This is a genomic window from Streptomyces sp. HPF1205 (assembly GCF_020400825.1).
Taxonomy (GTDB): domain Bacteria; phylum Actinomycetota; class Actinomycetes; order Streptomycetales; family Streptomycetaceae; genus Actinacidiphila.
In genome coordinates, this window is sequence record NZ_JAINVH010000023.1 from 15,596 (window position 1) to 33,117 (window position 17,522).

The 17,522-nt window shown below is 75.3% G+C and carries 18 protein-coding genes; 9 read left to right on the forward strand and 9 right to left on the reverse strand.

Annotation, left to right across the window (positions count from 1 at the left end; genetic code table 11):
* Positions 1 to 1,050, forward strand: a complete 1,050-nt coding sequence (locus tag K7G61_RS24085; protein WP_225849045.1) for a pectinesterase family protein — start codon at positions 1 to 3, stop codon at positions 1,048 to 1,050.
* Between the two features lie 131 nt (positions 1,051 to 1,181).
* Here the strand turns inward: K7G61_RS24085 and K7G61_RS24090 are convergent, their stop codons facing one another.
* On the reverse strand, positions 1,182 to 2,435 hold the full coding sequence (locus tag K7G61_RS24090) for an MFS transporter (RefSeq protein WP_225849046.1): 1,254 nt from the start codon (positions 2,433 to 2,435) through the stop codon (positions 1,182 to 1,184).
* Positions 2,436 to 2,490: 55 nt separating this feature from the next.
* Here K7G61_RS24090 and K7G61_RS24095 point away from each other — a divergent pair, with 55 nt between their 5' ends.
* The 3 genes from K7G61_RS24095 to K7G61_RS24105 all read left to right on the forward strand — a co-directional run bounded on the left by K7G61_RS24095 (position 2,491) and on the right by K7G61_RS24105 (position 5,395).
* Positions 2,491 to 3,480: a DUF5937 family protein gene (locus tag K7G61_RS24095; RefSeq protein WP_225849047.1), complete on the forward strand. Its 990-nt coding sequence runs from the start codon at positions 2,491 to 2,493 to the stop codon at positions 3,478 to 3,480.
* 112 nt (positions 3,481 to 3,592) lie between these two features.
* Positions 3,593 to 4,363, forward strand: a complete 771-nt coding sequence (locus K7G61_RS24100) for a trans-aconitate 2-methyltransferase (protein ID WP_225849048.1) — start codon at positions 3,593 to 3,595, stop codon at positions 4,361 to 4,363.
* A 216-nt stretch (positions 4,364 to 4,579) separates the two neighbouring features.
* The gene (locus tag K7G61_RS24105) at positions 4,580 to 5,395 is read left to right on the forward strand and encodes an alpha/beta fold hydrolase (protein ID WP_225849049.1); all 816 of its coding nucleotides are present in this window, start codon (positions 4,580 to 4,582) and stop codon (positions 5,393 to 5,395) included.
* 69 nt (positions 5,396 to 5,464) lie between these two features.
* On the opposite strand, the gene K7G61_RS24110 is transcribed toward K7G61_RS24105, so the two are convergent.
* Positions 5,465 to 5,980 carry a hypothetical protein gene (locus K7G61_RS24110; protein ID WP_225849050.1) on the reverse strand — a complete coding sequence of 172 codons (516 nt, stop codon included), beginning with the start codon at positions 5,978 to 5,980 and terminating at the stop codon, positions 5,465 to 5,467.
* 177 nt (positions 5,981 to 6,157) lie between these two features.
* Here K7G61_RS24110 and K7G61_RS24115 point away from each other — a divergent pair, with 177 nt between their 5' ends.
* Together K7G61_RS24115 and K7G61_RS24120 are read left to right on the forward strand one after the other, a co-directional pair.
* Positions 6,158 to 6,721 (forward strand): NUDIX hydrolase, encoded by a 564-nt coding sequence (locus K7G61_RS24115; protein WP_225849051.1) that lies wholly within the window; start codon positions 6,158 to 6,160, stop codon positions 6,719 to 6,721.
* 110 nt (positions 6,722 to 6,831) lie between these two features.
* Positions 6,832 to 7,578, forward strand: coding sequence for a class I SAM-dependent methyltransferase (locus K7G61_RS24120; protein WP_225849052.1), 747 nt, complete (start codon positions 6,832 to 6,834; stop codon positions 7,576 to 7,578).
* 217 nt (positions 7,579 to 7,795) lie between these two features.
* On the opposite strand, the gene K7G61_RS24125 is transcribed toward K7G61_RS24120, so the two are convergent.
* From K7G61_RS24125 to hpnR, 3 genes are all read right to left on the reverse strand, one after another.
* Positions 7,796 to 8,722 carry a DMT family transporter gene (locus K7G61_RS24125; protein ID WP_225849053.1) on the reverse strand — a complete coding sequence of 309 codons (927 nt, stop codon included), beginning with the start codon at positions 8,720 to 8,722 and terminating at the stop codon, positions 7,796 to 7,798.
* Between the two features lie 100 nt (positions 8,723 to 8,822).
* Complete coding sequence (locus K7G61_RS24130) at positions 8,823 to 9,707, reverse strand: DMT family transporter (RefSeq protein WP_374204218.1); 885 nt, start codon at positions 9,705 to 9,707, stop codon at positions 8,823 to 8,825.
* A 36-nt stretch (positions 9,708 to 9,743) separates the two neighbouring features.
* A complete protein-coding gene (hpnR, locus tag K7G61_RS24135) occupies positions 9,744 to 11,228 on the reverse strand; it encodes a hopanoid C-3 methylase HpnR (protein ID WP_225849115.1) in 1,485 nt (494 codons plus the stop codon).
* Between the two features lie 348 nt (positions 11,229 to 11,576).
* Here hpnR and K7G61_RS24140 point away from each other — a divergent pair, with 348 nt between their 5' ends.
* Positions 11,577 to 12,659 (forward strand): glycosyltransferase, encoded by a 1,083-nt coding sequence (locus K7G61_RS24140; RefSeq protein WP_225849116.1) that lies wholly within the window; start codon positions 11,577 to 11,579, stop codon positions 12,657 to 12,659.
* Between the two features lie 46 nt (positions 12,660 to 12,705).
* On the opposite strand, the gene K7G61_RS24145 is transcribed toward K7G61_RS24140, so the two are convergent.
* The 3 genes from K7G61_RS24145 to soxR form a co-directional block, all read right to left on the reverse strand.
* Positions 12,706 to 13,437: a polysaccharide deacetylase family protein gene (locus tag K7G61_RS24145; protein WP_225849054.1), complete on the reverse strand. Its 732-nt coding sequence runs from the start codon at positions 13,435 to 13,437 to the stop codon at positions 12,706 to 12,708.
* A complete protein-coding gene (locus tag K7G61_RS24150; RefSeq protein ID WP_225849055.1) occupies positions 13,434 to 14,237 on the reverse strand; it encodes an SDR family oxidoreductase in 804 nt (267 codons plus the stop codon). The genes K7G61_RS24145 and K7G61_RS24150 overlap by 4 nt, the downstream gene beginning before the upstream one ends.
* Positions 14,238 to 14,422: 185 nt before the next feature.
* The gene (gene soxR, locus K7G61_RS24155; RefSeq protein ID WP_225849056.1) at positions 14,423 to 14,875 is read right to left on the reverse strand and encodes a redox-sensitive transcriptional activator SoxR; all 453 of its coding nucleotides are present in this window, start codon (positions 14,873 to 14,875) and stop codon (positions 14,423 to 14,425) included.
* A 55-nt stretch (positions 14,876 to 14,930) separates the two neighbouring features.
* Between soxR and K7G61_RS24160 the strand changes: the two genes are divergently transcribed.
* Both K7G61_RS24160 and K7G61_RS24165 read left to right on the forward strand, forming a co-directional pair.
* A complete protein-coding gene (locus K7G61_RS24160; RefSeq protein WP_225849057.1) occupies positions 14,931 to 15,638 on the forward strand; it encodes a transketolase in 708 nt (235 codons plus the stop codon).
* 115 nt (positions 15,639 to 15,753) lie between these two features.
* Positions 15,754 to 16,656 carry a transketolase family protein gene (locus K7G61_RS24165; RefSeq protein WP_225849058.1) on the forward strand — a complete coding sequence of 301 codons (903 nt, stop codon included), beginning with the start codon at positions 15,754 to 15,756 and terminating at the stop codon, positions 16,654 to 16,656.
* 37 nt (positions 16,657 to 16,693) lie between these two features.
* Here K7G61_RS24165 and K7G61_RS24170 read toward each other — a convergent pair whose 3' ends face one another.
* On the reverse strand, positions 16,694 to 17,356 hold the full coding sequence (locus K7G61_RS24170) for a hypothetical protein (protein ID WP_225849059.1): 663 nt from the start codon (positions 17,354 to 17,356) through the stop codon (positions 16,694 to 16,696).
* Positions 17,357 to 17,522 lie beyond the last annotated feature (166 nt).

Below are 17,522 nucleotides of genomic sequence, written 5' to 3' on the forward strand. Positions count from 1 at the left end.
ATGCCCACCTTGCCCCGCACCCTTGCCCTGACCGTGACCGGCATGCTCTGCGCCGCGGGACTGTCCGTCACGGCCGCGCCCGTACAGGCGGCGAGCGGCGTCACGCTGACCGTGGCCCACAGCGGCGCCCAGTACAGCAGCATCCAGGCCGCGATCAACGCGGTGCCGAACAACTCCTCGACGCCGTACACCATTTCGGTCGCGGCCGGCACGTACGACGAGTACCTCACCGTGCCCGCGAGCAAGCTGCACCTCACCCTTGCCGGCGCCACCGGCAATCCCGCCGACGTGAAGATCGACGGCTCTCACTACGCCGGCCAGTCCAAGCCCGGCGGCGGCACCTACGGGACGCAGGGCTCGGCGACCGTCCACGTCCAGGCGCCGGGCTTCACCGCGAAGTACGTGAGCTTCCGCAACCTCTTCAGCCGGCTCGCCAACCCCTCCGTGACAGCCACCCAGGCGGTGGCGGTGTCCATGGAGGGCGACCGGCAGACCTACCTCGACTGCATCTTCTACGGCCACCAGGACACCCTGCTGTCCTGGAGCTCCAGCCCGACCACCGACATCCGCCAGTACGTCTACGGCGGCGAGGTCGAGGGCGACGTCGACTTCATCTTCGGCGACGGCAGCCTCGTGGTGGACCGCTCGCACATCAAGGTCCTCGACGACGACGGCTTCACCGGCGGCTACCTCGCCGCACCGGCCACCGACGCCGGCCAGAGGTACGGCATCCTCATCACCGGCTCCACGGTGACCAGCACGTTCGCGGCAGGACGGCTCTACCTGGCCCGCGCGTGGAAGCCGTTCGGCAACGCGTCCCCGCAGATGGTGGTGCGCGACACGAGCCTGCCCGCCGCGCTCAACACGTCCAACCCCTGGACCGGCATCTCGGGCGCGACCTGGACCAGCGGCCGCTACTACGAGTACGCCAACACCGGCGCCGGCGCGACCGTCAACTCCGCGCGTCCGCAGCTGAACAGCTCCTCCGCCGGCGCCTACACCGCCGCCGCGTACCTGGCCGGTTCCGACGGCTGGAACCCGGTGCAGTAGCCGACGGCGCGGCGGCCGGAATCCGTCCCCCGGCCGCCGCGCCCGTGTCCGCGCCCGTGCCCGTGTCCGCGCCCGTGCCCGTGTCCGCGCCCGTGCCCGTGTCCGTGTCCGTGTCCGTATCGGGCGAGGGTTCAGCGCCTGTGCTCGGCCCACCGCACGGCCGGGACCATCGCCGCGCCGCTGAGCGCGAACACCGCGGCGGGCACCGCCCAGCCGGCCGGGCCGTGGCCGATGGCCGTGGCGGTGACGACGGCCGGACCGGCCATCAGGCCCGCGGACGAACCGGCGTTGAACACGCCCTGGTAGGCCCCGGTGGCGTTCGGGTCGGCGAGGTCGTAGCTGAGCAGCCAGCCGGCGGCCTGGGAGAACACCTCACCGGCCGTCTGCATGACGACGGCGGCCAGCAGGACCGCCGAGGCCGCGGCCGCCGGCAGGCCGTGACTGGCCGCGACGACCAGGCAGGCGCCCGCCAGCAGCAGCCCGGACCAGCGGCAGGCGCGAGCCGCGGAGCGCAGGTCGCGGGTGGCACGGGTGGCGCGGACCTGGAAGGCCACGACCAGCACGGTGTTGAGGATCATCGTGGCGCCGACGACGGCGCGCGGCGCGTGGGTGTCGCGCACCACCCACAGCGGAATCCCCACGGTGAGAACGGCGAACTGCAGGGTCAGCAGGGCGTTGAGCGACGTGACGACCAGGTAGGGCAGGTCGCGCAGGGCGCCGCGGCGCGACGCGCCCGGCTCGGCGCCGGCGTCCGGCGCCGCGTCCGCCGCGCGCACCACCACCGGTATGCCCGGCAGCATCGCGGCGACCGCGGCGAAGGAGGCCGCGTTGGCGAGGATCGCCGCCACGTACGCTCCCCGCGTGTCGGCCTGCAGGGCGAGGGCGGCCAGGGCCGCACCGGCGCCGATGCCGACGTTGGTGACCGCCCGCAGGTAGGCCCGGCCCGCCACCCGGGTCTGCTGGGGCAGCGCGTCCGCGTAGAGCGCGTTGCGCGCCGTCGCCGCGCCGCGGTCGACGGCGGTCTCCGCGCACACCACCAGCAGGAAGACGGCGTACGAGTGCACGAGGACGTACGAGGCCATGCCCGCGGCCTCCGCGACGCACAGCACGATCAGCACCCGCCGGCTGCCCCAGCGGTCCGAGGCGCGCCCGGCCGGGATGCTCGACACGACACCGCACAGGCCGGCGGCGGTGAGGCCGACTCCGACCCGGCCCACACCGAGCCCCACGACGCGGGTGAAGTACAGGGCGCTGACCGTCATGAACAGGCCGTTGCCGAAGGTGTTGACCAGCACCATCCAGGACAGCCGGCGGATCACCGGGTCCGGGTGCAGGAGGCGGCGGGGTGCGGCGGGCGGGCCGGCTTTGACGGCGGTCGAGGTCATGTCCTGATCACAACGGCTCACCGCGCCGCCGGGAACTGATTTAGTCTGGCGCTCAATGATCCGCTTCCGGCTCGGCCTCGCCGACCTCGCCTCGGCCTCCTTCGCGTGCTCGGCGCTGCAGGAGGCGGCGTTGAGCCTGCGCATGTGGGAGCACCCGGGCCGTTACCCGGAGCAGACGCGCTGGTTCCGGCACATGCGCCCGGACTTCGAGGCATTGGAGTGCCGCGGGCTGTTGCTGTCCCTGGTCGCCTCCAACCGCTTCGTCCCGGACTTCCTCACCCCCCGCCCCACCACCGCCTGGCCGGACTTCCAGGCCGAGCTCGCGGTGTTGCGGGCGACGCCGCCCGAGCTCGTACGCCCCGATCTGGAGCGGACGTTCCTGCCGCACGACGGCGTGATCCCCGCGCCGCTCGCGGACGGTCTCGACGACCCGCGGGGGTTGCTGGACCGGATCGCCGACGCGATGGCCGCGTACTGGGAGCGGTGCCTGGAGCCGGCGTGGTGGCCGCGCGCCCGCTCGGTGCTGCAGGCCGATCTCGTCCACCGGGCGCGGATGCTGGCGGAGGGCGGGGCCGACACCGTGTTCGCGGACCTGTCCCCCCGGCTGCGCTGGCAGGACGGGGTGCTGACGATCCGCTGGGACCGGCCGGTGCGGCTGGCCCGTACCGAAGTGGACGTGGACGGCCGGGGCCTGGTGCTGGTCCCGACGTGCTTCACGCGGGGCGCCTGCACGTACATCGACCCCGGGGCGGTGCCGGTCATCACGTACCCGGCGCGCGGCCGGGCCACGATGGCCGAGAACGCGCAGCCGCCGCCGGCCGGGCCCGCGCTCGCGCGCCTGCTCGGTCCGCCGCGCGCACGCCTGCTGCTGCTCCTGGCCGAACCCGCGTCGACGACGGAGCTGGCCCGCCGCCTCGACGTGACGCCGGGGGCGGTAAGCCAGCACCTGCGGGTGCTGCACGAGGCCCGGCTGGTCAACCGCGCCCGCCACGGCCGTGTCGTCCTCTACGCCCGCAGCGCCCTGGGTGACGCCCTGTGCGGCTGAAACCCGCGCGTCGTCCCCGCCCGCCGGGGGAAGCGGCAGCAGCTCCTGCCGGTCGCGGGGCCGGGCGAAAAGCCGGGGCGCCGACCGCGCTGATCATGTCAGGATGCTCGGCATGCCCGATCGCAGCTTGAGTTTCGGAGTGGTGGCGCAGGCCTACGAACGGTTCCGGCCGGGGTATCCCCCGGAGCTGTTCGACCGGGTGGCGGCCTACGCGGGCGGTCCGCCGCGCACCGCCCTGGAGATCGGCGCCGGGACGGGCAAGGCGACCCGCCTGTTCGCCGGGCGGGGCGTCGCCGTCACCGCGACCGAGCCCGACGCGGCCATGCTCCGCGAACTGGCCGGGCACGTGCCCGCGGGTGTGCGGACGGTGCGGGCCGCGTTCGAGGAGCTGCGCCCCGGCGAGACGTACGAGTTGGTCTACGCGGCGGCGGCGCTGCACTGGACGAAGCCCGAGAACCGGTGGGAGCGGGTGGCCGCGCTGCTCGCGCCCGGTGGTGTGTTCGCCTCGTTCGGCGGGCCGGTCGACCTGGCCGACCCGGCGCTGCGGGAGGCCGTCCGCGCGGCCCGGGCGCCGTTCCTGGTCAGCGACGAGATCCCGTCCCCCGACGGCACACCCGCCGGCGAGGCCATGCAGTGGCCCGGTACGGAGCTGCTGCGTTCCGGGGCGTTCACCGATGTCCGGCAGTCCGTGGTCGAGTGGCGCCTGACAATGAGCCGCGGCGACTACCTCGGCTACCTGTCGACCGTCTCCGCCTACCTGATGCTGCCCGCACCGCGGCGGGAGCAGGTGTTCGGCCTGATGGCCCGGGTCCTGCCGGAGACGGTCGGCATCGTCGCCGACATCACCGTCCATCTCGCGCGCCGGCGCGCCGAACCGCGGTGACCCGCCGCCGGCCGATGACCGGCCGGGCCGGGACGACGGCCGGCGGCCGGGACGACCGGTCGGCCGCGGGGCGGCGTACTGATGGATGACTGATTCCGTCCTCCCGCCGCCCGCCTAACGTCGGTACCGGCGCCCGACGGGAAAGAGGGCGCCGCGCCGCGGAGGCAACGCGACGCGACGCCAGGGCCCCGAAGGGGCCGGTACGAAGGGGAGACCATGTTCTTCGAGACGCACGACGGCACCCGGCTGGCCTACGAGGACTACGGCACCGGCACGCCGGTCGTCTTCATCGCCGGCGCCATGCTCAACACGGACATGTGGGAGTACCAGATCCCCTTCTTCGCCGAACGCGGCTACCGCTGCGTCGCCCTCGACCGCCGCGGCCACGGCCGCTCCGACCGCCCCTCGACGGGCTACGACATCGACACCACCGCCGCCGACCTGGCCGCGCTGCTGGACCACCTCGACCTGCGGGACGCCACGCTCGTCGGCCACTCCACCGGCGGCGCCGAGGCCGCCCGTTACCTCGCCCGGCACGGTGACGAGCGGGTGGCGCGGGTGGTGTTCCTCTCCGCGATCCTGCCGTTCATGAAGCTGACCGACGACAACCCGGCCGGCATACCGGAGGAGCTCGCCGAGCACCTGTTCCACAGCATCCGCACCGACCGCGGCAAGTGGATGGCCCGGCAGACCCAGGCGTACTTCGCCACCCACCTGGGCAACGACGTCTCCCCCGAACAGGCCGACGCCACCTACCGCCAGTGCATGTCGACATCCCCGTGGGCCACGCTGAAGATGCAGCAGGCCTGCTTCCACGCCGACAACCGGGAGGCGCTGCGCCGGATCACCGTGCCCGCGCTCGTCGTGCACGGCGCCGCCGACTTCTCCGCCCCCGTCGACGTCACCGGCCGCCGCACCGCCGAACTGCTGCCGCACTGCGCGTACCGCGAGTACCCCACCGGCGGCCACGGTCTCTACGTCAGCCACGCCGAGCAGCTCAACAACGACATCCTCGACTTCATCAAGGCGTGAGAGGACACCGGACGGGGTCCGCGCCCGCGGGCGGGCGAGCGGCCCACGCCTCGGGAAGCGGCGGGCGTCCTACGCCTCGGGAAGCAGGGAGGCCAGGAAGACCCGGCGGGCGTTGACGACGGCTTCGAGATCGGTCAGCGGCTCGAAGGAGAGGTCGCCGATCGGGCCCCGGCCGCTCGCGAGCAGGTGCACGCGGCCGGGATCCGCGCGCAGCAGCCAGGATCCGGCGGGGCCGCGTACGAGCGTGGCCGGAATCACGCTGCCGTCGACGTCGATGCCGATGTCCTCCGGCGCCGCCGCCGGAAGGTCGTCGGGCACGTCCGGGACGAAGTCCTGGCCCGGCAGGTCGCGCCAGGTCGTGACCCGGATGTGCGGCTCGCCGGTCGTCCAGGGGCCGTGGATGAGGGTCACCGCCTGCAGGGAGCCGTTGACGGTGTGGGACTCGCCGAGCGTGCAGGGCGCGAGCCAGGGGGCACGCAACTGGTACACCGGGTCCGGATCCGCCGCGAACGCCCGCGCCAGCTTCGCGTACCCGTCTTCCATGAGTGCCCGTGCCCGGTCACGGGACGCGCTGACATGACGCATGGGCCCAGCATTCCAGGTGGACGGGCCCCGCCGGTAGCACACTTTCCGCCGTCGCCGTCGCCGTCGCCGTCGCCGCCTTCGCCTGTGCCGCGGGCCGGGCGACCGGGCGGGTGCTCGGGCGGGCCCCGGCCGTGGCAGTCCGGACGGCACGGGACCCGCGGCCGTAGGATCGGGCGCATGACCCCAGTCCGCCCGGCAGTCGTCGGCCTCCTCGGTGTCCTTGCCCGCTACCGGCCGGCCACCGTGTCCGAGCGGGCCGACGTGGACCGGATACGCGCCCTCGTCGAGGGCGGCGAGCCGTGGGCCAGGTCGGCCCCGCTGCACGTCACGGCGTCGGCGGTGATCGTGCATCCGGACAGCGGCCGGGTGCTGCTGCGCCGGCACCAGCGCCACCAATCGTGGCTGCTGGTCGGGGGGCACGCGGATCCCGGCGAGCACGACCCGCTCGCCGTCGCCCTGCGCGAGGGGCGGGAGGAGACGGGCCTGAGCGATCTCGTCGCGTGGCCGCGGGAGCATCTGCTGCACGTGGTGATCGTGCCGGTTCCCGCGAACAGCCGGGAGCCGGCGCACGAGCACGCCGACCTGCGGTTCGTACTGGCCACGAAGCTGCCGGAACAGGCGCGGCCGGAGAACCCGGAGGCGCCGCTGCGCTGGCTGCCGATGGACGAGGCACGCACGACGGTCACCGAGGCCAATGTCCGTGACACGCTGACCCGGGTGGAACCCCTGCTCGCGCGCTGAGCGCGTCCGGGGCCCCCGCGGCCGGGACGGGGCGTCCGTGCCGGGACCCCGCGGCCAGGTGGTGGAGCCACCGGCCGCCGGGCGGCCACTGAGAGAATCCGGAGAGTCCCATGGCCCGACAGCCCTGCCGGCACCCCCACTTCGCCCGCTTCTGGGCCGCGGTGGCAGGTCCCGGTCTCGACAGGGCGGGTATCGGACCCCATCGCGCCCGCCTGCTGGCGGGCCTGTCGGGCCGGGTCGTCGAGATCGGGGCGGGGAACGGGCTGACCTTCCCCTACTACCCGCCGGAGGTGACCCGCGTCCTGGCCGTCGAGCCGGAGCCGCGGCTGCGCGCGCTCGCCGGGGAACGCGCGAGAAGGCTCGCCCGAGAACCCGGAGGCGTACCCGCCGGGGAGCGCGCTGCCGGGGTCACCGGCACGACGGTCCGCCCGGCGCCGCCCGAGGTGCGGGTGGTGGGCGGGCGCGCCGAGCGGCTTCCGGCCGCGTCGGGGGCGTTCGACGCGGCCGTGGTCTGCCTGACCCTGTGCTCGGTGGCCGACCAGGCCGCCGCTCTGGCCGAGATCCGTCGCGTCCTTCGTCCCGGCGGGCAGTTGCGTTTCCTCGAACACGTCCGGGCGCGGACCCCGGGCATGCGCCGGGTCCAGCGGGCGGTGGACGCGACCTTCTGGCCGCTGCTGTGCGGCGGCTGCCACACCGGACGCGACACCCGGGGCGCCATCGCCGCGGCCGGTTTCACCCTCGTCCGGGTAGAGGACTTCGCCTTCCCCGACACCCGCGTCCCCTCTCCGGCCACCGCCCACATCCTCGGCGTCGCCGAGCGCCCGGAGCAACCGGTCCCCGGCGCCGCCTCGGGCTGAAACGCCCCCGCGGACAAGCCGCGGACCTGCCCGACCCCGGCCGGACCACCGTCTGCCGGCGGGTGAGCGCCCCGCGAACGGCGACCGGATCCGGCGCGCGGCCAGGACGGCCTCACGCGCCGGCCCGAGCGGTCACCGCCTCGGGGCACCGCACGTCCGCGGGCGGCGCACGCCGTCACCACCGGCTGTCATCACGGGCCGTCACCACCCGCTGTTCTCACGGGCCGCCCTCACCGGCCGCCTCGCCGGCCGCCTCGGGCGGTGGGCGGCTCTCTCCCCCGCTGAGCGCGGGCGCGCGCACCAGGACGAGGACGGAACCGGCCATCACCACGGCGCACACGATCGCCAGGGCCAGGCGGAGGCCGCCGCGGATCTCCTCGCCGAAGGCCAGGACGCCCCACAGGACGGACACCAGCGGATCGGACAGGGTGAGTCCCGGCTGCGCGGCGACGAGCCGTCCGGCGTTCATCGCGGCCTGCAGCAGGAGCAGTCCCATCAGGCCGGACACGGCCATCGCGTAGAACTGCCAGCCGGTGAACAGGGCGCCGAAGCCCTGGCTGAAGCGGTCCGTCATGCTTTTGATCAGCGCGGCCGTCAGCCCGAACTGGCTGCCCGCCGCCACACCGTACGCGGCGGCGCGGCGATCGCTGCCGTGCCGGTCGGCCCGGTCCCGCGGCTGCCTGCTCCCCCAGTAGGCGACCGCGGCCACCACGGCCAGGTTGGTCCCGGCCCCGGCGACCCACACGTACCACTGCACCGACGACCGCGTACCGGCCCGCGGCTCCAGGAAGACGAGCAGCCCGGCCAGGCCCGCGGCCATGCCGACCGTCGCGGCCAGCTCCCGGGCCCGCAGCGGCGCGCGGAAGACACGGGCGGCGAGCAGCAGGGTCAGCGGGAGCTCGATGACGAGGATCGGCTCGACCGTCGTCAGTTCACCCGCGCCCAGAGCGGCCGCCTGCAGCAGGAAGCCGGCCACCACACCGGCGATCCCGGCGCACCACGCGGGGCTGCGCAGGAGCCCGGCGACCACCGCGCGCCGCGGGCCGCCCCCGCCGGCGGGCAGGTCGCGGTTGGCCTTGCGCTGCAGCACCGACGACGTGGCGTTGACCCCGGCCGCGACGACGGCGAGGAGAATGCTCAGCACAGGCGGTTCCTTCCCGCACACATCGCGCCCGGTCGCGCGATGTGTGCGGGCCGCCGGTCCCTTCGTCGTACGGTCGGCGCGCCGCCGCGCACAGGGCCGCTCAACGGGTGTCCTGCCCGGTCTCCTTCCGCCGGCCGGCCGGCATGGCCGGGTGGCGCCCCAGCAGGAAGACCCCGGCGAACACGGCGACGACCGCGACCGCCTGACCGGCCAGCGCGGCGGGCGTGGACGACAGCCTGTCGTCGAACAGCCCGATGCCGCAGGCGATGCCCGCCAGCGGTTCGGCGGCGGTCATGGGGGGCAGCGACTCGCGCAGGGGACCGGCCTCGAAGGCGCTCTGCACCAGCATCAGGCCCACGACCGCGGCCGCGACCACGGCCCAGGGCTGCCAGGAGACCACGAGCCGCGAAATCCCGGAGTGGGAGGCGATGGTGCCCGACGCGCGGGTCATCGCGTCCTGGACGCCGTACAGCACCCCCGCGGAGCCGGCCAGCAGCGGCGGCCGGTGCACGAGGTCGACGGCGAGGGCGGCCAGGACGAGGGCCCCGGAGACGGCCAGCAGCAGGGCCAGCACCAGCCAGTACCTGAGCGGGCCGACGTGCCCGCCGCCCTGCTCGGGCCGGCCGGCCACGATGAACACGGCGACGCCTCCGCTGAGCGCCACGACGCCGGCCCAGCCCGCCCGGCCGAGGGCCTGGTCGCTCAGCCACCGCGCGAGCGCCATCGCGAACAGCAGGTTGGTGGCCAGCAGCGGCTCCACCCGTGACAGGTCCCCCACGGTCAGGGCGAGCGCGCCGAGGATCTGCCCCACCACCATGCAGCCGATGCCGCCCAGCCACAGCGGTACCCGCACCAGGTCCAGCAGCAGCCGGAACGAGAGCATGTCCGACAGCGGCGCGCGTTCGGCGGCGTGCTGCTGCAGCACGTAGCCCAGCCCGAGCAGACACGCGGCTACCAGACCGAACGCGTAGACCACTACCCTCACCCATCCGTCGAGGCAGCGCCGGACATGGCCCGGGGGTCAGTCGGCGGTGTCCCGTACGGGCGGACGCGAGTGCACGTAGAGCTGCCGCCGGTTCCCCACGTCGAGGTGCCGGGGCAGCGGCAGCTCGTAGCGGACCGGGCGGAGGTGGTCGGCGACCTGCCGGTCGACGTTGTAGACGCTGTTGAACTTCCACAGCATCCGGGCGAAGTTGGTCTGGCCGCGGGCGAGGTTGCCGGCGAGGAGCCGTATGGCGCCGACCGCCGTGCGCAGGCCGAGGTGCTTGCGGTTGATGACCGCCTGCGTACGCACCAGCTCCCGGTAGAACTCCTCCAGCGGCAGCGTGGTCGGCACGACGGCGTGCTGGATGTCGAAGAGCCGGTAGTCGCGGGTGGTCAGCCGCCGGGACTCGGTGTGCCAGATCTCGGTTCCCGGGTACGGCGTCATCACCGTCAGGTGCACGATCTCCGGTACCGACATGGCGAACTCGCGCACGACACGGAAGCGCTCGGCGTCCCAGGCAGGGTCGACGATGAGGTTGATCGCCACGTTGATGCCCAGCCGGCGCGCGGTCTCCAGGGCGCGGAAGTTCTCGTCGGGACTGACGCGCTTGCGGTACAGGTCCAGGCCCTCGGCGTCGATGGCCTCCATGCCCAGGAACATGTAGCGCAGGCCCAGGCGGGTCCAGCGCGCGAAGACCTCCTCGTTGCGCAGCAGGACGTCGCTCCTGGTCTCCAGGTAGTAGCGCTTGCGGATCCTGCGGCGTTCCAGTTCCGCGGCGATGGCGTGGCCGTGCTCGGGGCGGATGAACGCCACGTCGTCCACGATGAACACGTTGGGCTCGGCGATGGAAGCCATCTCCTCGCCCGCGGCCTGCGGGGACGCCTTGCGGTAGCTGCGCCCGTAGAACGTCCACGCCGAGCAGAACGAGCAGTCCCACGGGCAGCCGCGGGTGAACTCGATCGACGCGCAGGGGTCGAGCTCCCCGATGAAGTAGCGGCGCCGGCGGCGCGTCAGGTCGCGCGCCGGAAGGGGATTGTCGATCGAGTGCAGCATCACCGGCTCGGGTCCCCGTCCGGACGCCGTGACCACGCCGGGCACCGCGTCCACGCCGCCGTCGCGCACCGCCTCCAGCAGGGGGGCGACCGCCGGTTCCCCCTCCCCTCGTACCACCGCGTCGACCGCGCCCTGTGCCTGGTCGAGTACGTCCTCGGCGACGAAGGACACGCTGTGGCCGCCCAGGAAGACGAAGCAGTCGGGGAAGGACAGCTTCACCTTCCTGGCGAGGTCGATCGCCTCGGGGATGTTGGCCAGGTAGTTGAGCGAGACGCCCATGGCCTGCGGCCGGAAGGCACTCACCTCCCGGCGCAGCTCGTCGTGGGAGAACACCTGCAGGTCCACGACGCGTACGTCGTGGCCCGCCGCGCGCGCGGCGCCCGCCACTCGTTCGAGTCCGAGCGGCTCCAGCCGCAGGAAGATCTCCGAGTACATCAAGGCGCTGGGGTGGACGAGCAGGAGACGCATGATCACCTCGGTGAGTGGGCGGACTCATTCGGGGTATCCGCGATGGGGTGCGGGCAACCGGCGGTGGGCCAATATCGCCCGGCCGGGCGCCCGCCGTCGGAGCGGAGCCGGGGGGACCGCCCGGTTCTCGTGGAACGAGGTGAGCATGCGACTGGTGGGTGTGCGCGCCGCCCGGACGCGGGCCGCCCGGACGGCGGCCGGCCGCACGAGGGCGGTCCGTGCGAGGGCGGTCCACACGCGGGCCGTCCGCACGAGGGCCGTCCGCACGAGGGCCGCGGTGGCGGCGGCGCGCCCGGCGCCGGGCGGAGCACGGGCCCGGTGAGCCGCGTCCTGCTGGTCAGCGCCAGTATGGGCGGCGGCCACGACGCGGTGGCGGCGGAGCTGGCCCGCAGGCTCCGGGCGGCCGGCCACAGCACGCGGACCGCGGACGTGCTCGCTCTCCTGCCCCCGCCGCTCGGTGCGGGCGTGCGCGCTTTCTACCGGACCACCGTGCGGCACTTTCCCGTCGTGTACGGCGGCATCTACGCGGCGTTCTTCCGCGGGCGCGACGACGGGCGGGGGCCGAGCAGCGCGCCCCTGGCGGACCTGGCCCGCGAGCGGCTGGCGGCAGTGGTGGCGGAAATGCGCGCGGACGTCGTCGTCCCCGTGTTCCACCTCGCCGCGCAGCTCACCGGCCGCATGCGCGCCGACGGTTCGCTGGGCGTCCCGTCCGCGGTGGTCGTCACGGATTTCGCCGTCCACCGCCAGTGGCTGCACCCCGGCAACGACCTCCACCTGTGCCTGACCGCGGACGCCGCCGACGAGGTGCGCCGGCGCGCCGGACGGCCGGCGGTGGTGTCGGGGCCGCTGGTGTCCGACCGGTTCCGTGCCCCGCGGTCCGCCGCCGGGCGGCGCGGGCCGGCTCCGGACGGCGGGGAGACGGTGCTGGTGTCGGCGGGGGCGTGGGGCGTGGGCAGCGGTCTGGAGGCGACCGCGCGCCTGCTGCGGGGGGCCGGCTACCTGCCGGTGGTGGCCTGCGGCCGGGACGAGCGCCTGCGGCGCCGGCTCTCGCGCCATCCCGGGGTGCGGGCCCTGGGCTGGGTCGACGACATGCCGGGGCTGCTGGCGGCGGCCTCGGTCGTGGTCGACAACGCGGCCGGGCAGACCGCCCTGGAAGCGCTCGCCCGCGGTGTCCCCGTCGTCGGGTACCGGCCGATTCCCGGTCACGGGGCCGACGGGGTCCGCCGGATGGCCGCGCTCGGCCTGAGCGACTACGCCCGCGGGCCCTGGGAGCTGGTGCAGTGCGCCGACCGGCTGACCGCCCAGGGGGCCGCCCGGCAGCGGCGCGTCGCGGCCGGGCTGGCGCTCTTCGAACGGCCCGGCGCCGTCGCGCCGCTCGAAGCGCTGGCCGCCGGTAGGCCGCCGGGGACGCCGGCCGTGTCCGCCGGGTAGCCCGCCCCGTTCCCGGGCAGCCCTGCGCCCGGGCAGCGGCCCGGGTTCAGCGGCCGATCCCGTGCTCGCGCAGCGGCCCCACGGCGAGGCCGGCCGACCGGCAGCCGGCGACCAGGGCGGGGAGGGCCGCCAGGGTCGCCCTCCAGCAGCCCGGGGCGGACCGGCTGTCGCTGTCGTGGAGCAGGACGGTGCCTCCTCCGCGCAGGTCCGCGCGCGTGGCGGCCAGCACCGACGCCGGTGTCGCGGCGGCCGTCCAGTCCCTGCCCCAGGCGGACCACAGCACCGGCCGCAGTCCCGCGGCCCGGGCGGCGAGCAGGCGGTCGCCGGTGAGGACACCGAACGGCGGCCGGTACCACAGGGGCGGGGCCCCGGCCAGGTTCTCGACGGCCGCCGCCGTCCGCGCGATCGCGGCGGCCTCGGCCACCGGGGCCGGCAGCAGGCGCGGCTCGTGCGTCCAGCCGTGCACGGCCAGTTCGTGGCCGCGTGCCGCGATCTCCCGCCCCAGGTGCCGGGCGCGCGCCAGGGACTCCCCCAGGACGAAGAAGGTGGCCTTGGTGTCGAGCGCGTCCAGGACGTCGAGGAAGGCGGCGGTGGACCGCGGGTCGGGGCCGTCGTCGAAGGTCAGGGCCACGTGGTCCGGGCGCCCGATCCCGGCGAGAGACGGGAAGCAGACCCGCCGCAGCCGCGGCAGCCAGGTGGCGGCCGGGACGACGTGTCCGGCGAGGACCGCGGCCGTGACGGCCGCCGCCGCGCGCCCCGCCGCGGCGGGGCGCGTCATCCGAACCGCGCGGCCAGGCGGCGGAACGAGGACGGGGCCAGCGCCCGGACGCCGACGGGCCAGCGCAGCCACCCCGGTACGTACACCTCGTCGCGGTCCCGCCGCACCGCCCGCACGACCGCCTCGGCCACCCGCTCGGGCGCCATCGGCCGCGGCCAGCCGCGCGTGTACAGGGCGCCCCGGCGGGCGAAGAACGGCGTGTCGACCACGCCGGGCACCACGTGGAGGACCTTCACGCCCGTCCCGGCCAGCTCGTAGCGGAGGGAGTCGGCGAAGGCGCCGAGCCCGGCCTTGGCGGCCGCGTACACGGCCTCGTCGCGCACTCCGACCGAACCGGCCAGCGAGCCGATCAGGACCACGTGCCCGCGGCCCGCCTCGGCCATCCGCGGCAGCACCCGCCGTACCAGGTGCACCACCGCGGCCAGGTCGACCGTCAGCACCTGGTCGACGGCGCTGTGCGGCATGCGCAGGAAGGGACCGGCCCAGCCGACCCCGGCCGCGGCGACCAGCAGGTCGATGCGGCCGCAGATGCCCAGGGCCCGGTCGGCCAGGGAGCGCGCCATGCCGGGTTCGCGCAGGTCGTACGGCAGGGCCAGGCCCGAGGTGCGGCCCGCCGCGGCCTCCAGCCTGCCGGGGTCCCGGCCGCTGAGGATCAGCCGCCACTGCCGGTCCGCGGCCAGCCGTTCGGCGATCGCCGCGCCGATTCCGGAGGACGCCCCCGTCACCAAGGCGACGCGGCGGCCATGGCGCTCCCGTACGCGAGGGGCGGGCCCGGCGGCGGGCGACGGCGGATGCGGCACGACCTCTCCCCTCGGCTTCGCGCGCTGACCAGAGCCGTGTAACCGGCCGGCGGGGTCCGCAACCACCCGGCCCCGCCGGGTCCGGCCGCCGGCTCACCCGGTTCACCCCAACGGCGCCCGGCGGGACGTGGCGCGGTGGCGGCACCGGACCGACCGCGGCCGGCGGTGACGGCCGCCGTCCGCCGTCAGTCGTCCTCGATGAGGAAGCGCGCCCCCGCGCCCCGCTCGGCGGCCGTGTCCCCGGCGTTGTACAGGGCGCACCGCGTCAGGGACAGGCAGCCGCAGCCGACGCATCCGGTGAGCTTGGCCTTCAGGCGCTGGAGTTCGGCGATCCGGTCGTCGATGCGGCGCTCCCAGGTGCGGGCGACCTCGCTCCACTCGGCGGCGGTGGGGACCTGACCGGCCGGGAGCCGGGCCAGGCAGGCGCTGACCTCGTCGAGGGAGAGGCCGATGGTCCGGGCGGCTCGGATGAAGGCGAGCCGGCGCAGGGTGGCGCGGCGGTAGCGGCGGCGGCCGCCCGAGGTGCGCTCGGAGTGGATGAGGCCGAGCTCCTCGTAGTAGCGCAGGGCGGAGGGCGCCATGCCGCTGCGGGCGGACAGCTCGCCGATCGGCAGGCGGTCGCGGGAGGAGAGCGTCATGCGGCCGAGGGTAGCGCTTGACCTCAAGTGGACTTGACATTGCATCGTCGACGGCATGACCACGACCTCCGCGGGGCCCGCCCCCGCGTACGGATACGCCGACCTGCGCGCGCTGATGTCCCGCATGACCGGCGACGAGAAGCACGGTCCCGCGGCCACCTCCACCCTCGACGTGCTGTGGGTGCTGTACGACAGGGTCCTGCGGGTCTCCCCCGCGACCGCCGACGATCCCGGGCGGGACCGTTTCCTGCTGTCCAAGGGCCATGGCCCGATGGCCTATTACGCGGTGCTGGCCGCCAAGGGCTTCGTACCGGTCGAGTGGCTGAGCGGCTTCGGGGGCTACGGGTCCCCGCTCGGGCACCATCCGGACCGCACCCTGGTGCCCGGCGCCGAGATCGGGTCGGGGTCGCTGGGCCACGGGCTGGGGCTTGCGGTGGGCACGGCGCTCGGGCTGCGGGCGCAGGGGCTGACGGACCCGGCCGTCTGGGTGCTCGTCGGGGACGCCGAGATGGACGAGGGCAGCAACCACGAGGCGCTGCGGTACGCCGCCGCCGCCGGGCTCGACCGGCTCCACGTGGTGGTGGTCGACAACGACTCGGCCACCCACGGCTGGCCGGGCGGCCTCGCCTCCCGGTTCACCGCCGAGGGCTGGTCCGCGCCGACCGTCGACGGGCGCGACCACTCGGCCCTGTACGACGCCTTCACCGCGCCGCACCCGGGCCGGCCGCACGCCGTCGTCGCCCGCGTCGAGCCCAAGGGCTGAGCCGCGCGGCCCCGGCACCGCCCGCGAACCCCCGAATCCCCCGAAGTCCCCGACCCCCCAAGTCCCGAGTCCCCGAATCCCCGAATCCCCGAACGTCCAACCCCCGAGGACCCCCATGGACACCATGCGTGAACGTTTCGCCACCGTCACCACCGAACTCCTCGACGAGGACCCGCGCCTGGCCCTGGTCCTGGCGGCCATCTCCGCGGACCGGTTCCAGGACGCCGCCCGCGCCCATCCCGACCGGGTGATCGACGTCGGGATCAGGGAGCAGTTGCTGGTGGGCGTGACCGGCGGGCTGGCGCTGACCGGGATGCGGCCCCTCGCGCACACCTTCGCGAGCTTCCTCGTCGAGCGGCCCTTCGAGCAGGTGAAGCTCGACATCGACCACCAGGGGGTGGGCGCGGTGCTGGTCAGCGCGGCCGCCTCGTACGACGCCGCGGCCGGCGGCCGCACTCACCAGGCGCCCGGCGACGTGGCGCTGCTGGACACGCTGGACGGGTGGACGGTGCACGTGCCGGGGCACCCGGACGAGGCGGAGGCGCTGCTGCGGCACGCCGTCGCGGACGGCGACAACCGGGTGTACGTACGCCTGAGCGCGCAGGAGAACCGCACTGCGCTGCCCGCCTCCCCCGGGCGCTTCCAGGTGGTACGCGAGGGCCGCGCCGGTGTGGTGGTGGCGGTGGGGCCGCTGCTCGACGCGACGCTGGAGGCGACCGGCGGGCGGGACGTGACGGTGCTGTACGCCTCGACGGTGCGGCCCTTCGACGCGGCGGCGGTGCGGCGGGCGGTGGCCGGGGCGGACGCGGCGGACCTGGTGCTGGTCGAGCCGTACCTGGCCGGCACCTCCGTGCCCTTCGCGAGCCAGGCGCTGGCCCACCTGCCGCACCGCGTGCTGGGCCTGGGCACCGGGCGCGAGGAGATGCGCCGCTACGGCACCTGGCAGGACCATGTCGCGGGGCACGGCCTGGACGCCCCCGGCCTGCGCGCGAGAATCGACGCCTTCCTCGCGGTGTGAGCCCCGGGGGGCCGGGCCTCGCGGCTTCGCCGCCGGCTCAGGTCCCCTCGGCGGTCGCGTCGCCGGTCGCCTGGTCCACGCCCTCGCCCGGCTGCCCGGCGACCGCGACGACGGCCGCGTCCGCCCCGCCCGCTCCGCTCGAAGCCTCTCCCGAGACCGAGCCGGCCGACGGCCCGGAGGCGGCGGCACCCGGGCCGTCGGTCTTCCTGACGCCGGCCACCGCCCGCACGTGCCGCCGCGCGTCCTCCGCGCTGTTCTGCGCGCCCAGCGTCCCGAAGTAGAAGCCCGCCACCGTCGCGAGCACGGTCATCAGCGAGGTGACGATGGTCTTGCGCAGGTCGCCGGAGTCGGCGCCGGAGGAGAGCATGGCGACGGCGAGGGCGAAGGCGACCAGCGCGAGGATGAGCACGGCGATGACGCTGCGGGTCAGGCCGCGCACCCCGCGCGGCTCGCGCAGGTCGCGCAGGAAGTCGCGGACCTCCGGGTCCGTGCCTGCCTGGTCGATCAGCCGCTCGGTGATCTCGCGGCGCCAGTCGGTCGCCCGCCGTACGTCCATGATCAGCGGGATGACGGCGACCACGGCGACGACCACGACCACGGCGGCGATCAGCACGAAGGCGGCCGGGCCCTTGAGTCCGGGTACCGGCTGGCCGGCGCCCGCGGCCAAGGCCAAGGACGCGGCGGCGGCGGCGTGCGCCATGGCGGTTTCCCCCAACTTCCCCCGACTGCTACGGGCGGGCATGCTCCCAGCGCCGGAGCCGGCGGGTCAAGTCCGGTGCGCCGGGGCCGACTTCCGGCGCCGCGTACCGGCCGCGGCGCGCTGCCTCGGGGCCGGGCAGGCGTCCGGCGCGCCAAATCCGTGATCA

What these genes read in the sequence shown, in the direction of transcription:
- hpnR (WP_225849115.1), bottom strand. Translation starts at nt 11,228, where the DNA reads ATGCGTCTCCTGCTCGTCCACCCCAGCGCCTTGATGTACTCGGAGATC.
- K7G61_RS24110 (WP_225849050.1), bottom strand. Translation starts at nt 5,980, where the DNA reads ATGCGTCATGTCAGCGCGTCCCGTGACCGGGCACGGGCACTCATGGAA.
- K7G61_RS24095 (WP_225849047.1), top strand. Translation starts at nt 2,491, where the DNA reads ATGATCCGCTTCCGGCTCGGCCTCGCCGACCTCGCCTCGGCCTCCTTC.
- K7G61_RS24120 (WP_225849052.1), top strand. Translation starts at nt 6,832, where the DNA reads ATGGCCCGACAGCCCTGCCGGCACCCCCACTTCGCCCGCTTCTGGGCC.
- K7G61_RS24085 (WP_225849045.1), top strand. Translation starts at nt 1, where the DNA reads ATGCCCACCTTGCCCCGCACCCTTGCCCTGACCGTGACCGGCATGCTC.
- K7G61_RS24115 (WP_225849051.1), top strand. Translation starts at nt 6,158, where the DNA reads ATGACCCCAGTCCGCCCGGCAGTCGTCGGCCTCCTCGGTGTCCTTGCC.
- K7G61_RS24140 (WP_225849116.1), top strand. Translation starts at nt 11,577, where the DNA reads ATGGGCGGCGGCCACGACGCGGTGGCGGCGGAGCTGGCCCGCAGGCTC.
- soxR (WP_225849056.1), bottom strand. Translation starts at nt 14,875, where the DNA reads ATGACGCTCTCCTCCCGCGACCGCCTGCCGATCGGCGAGCTGTCCGCC.
- K7G61_RS24170 (WP_225849059.1), bottom strand. Translation starts at nt 17,356, where the DNA reads ATGGCGCACGCCGCCGCCGCCGCGTCCTTGGCCTTGGCCGCGGGCGCC.
- K7G61_RS24165 (WP_225849058.1), top strand. Translation starts at nt 15,754, where the DNA reads ATGGACACCATGCGTGAACGTTTCGCCACCGTCACCACCGAACTCCTC.
- K7G61_RS24100 (WP_225849048.1), top strand. Translation starts at nt 3,593, where the DNA reads ATGCCCGATCGCAGCTTGAGTTTCGGAGTGGTGGCGCAGGCCTACGAA.
- K7G61_RS24090 (WP_225849046.1), bottom strand. Translation starts at nt 2,435, where the DNA reads ATGACCTCGACCGCCGTCAAAGCCGGCCCGCCCGCCGCACCCCGCCGC.
- K7G61_RS24105 (WP_225849049.1), top strand. Translation starts at nt 4,580, where the DNA reads ATGTTCTTCGAGACGCACGACGGCACCCGGCTGGCCTACGAGGACTAC.
- K7G61_RS24160 (WP_225849057.1), top strand. Translation starts at nt 14,931, where the DNA reads ATGACCACGACCTCCGCGGGGCCCGCCCCCGCGTACGGATACGCCGAC.
- K7G61_RS24145 (WP_225849054.1), bottom strand. Translation starts at nt 13,437, where the DNA reads ATGACGCGCCCCGCCGCGGCGGGGCGCGCGGCGGCGGCCGTCACGGCC.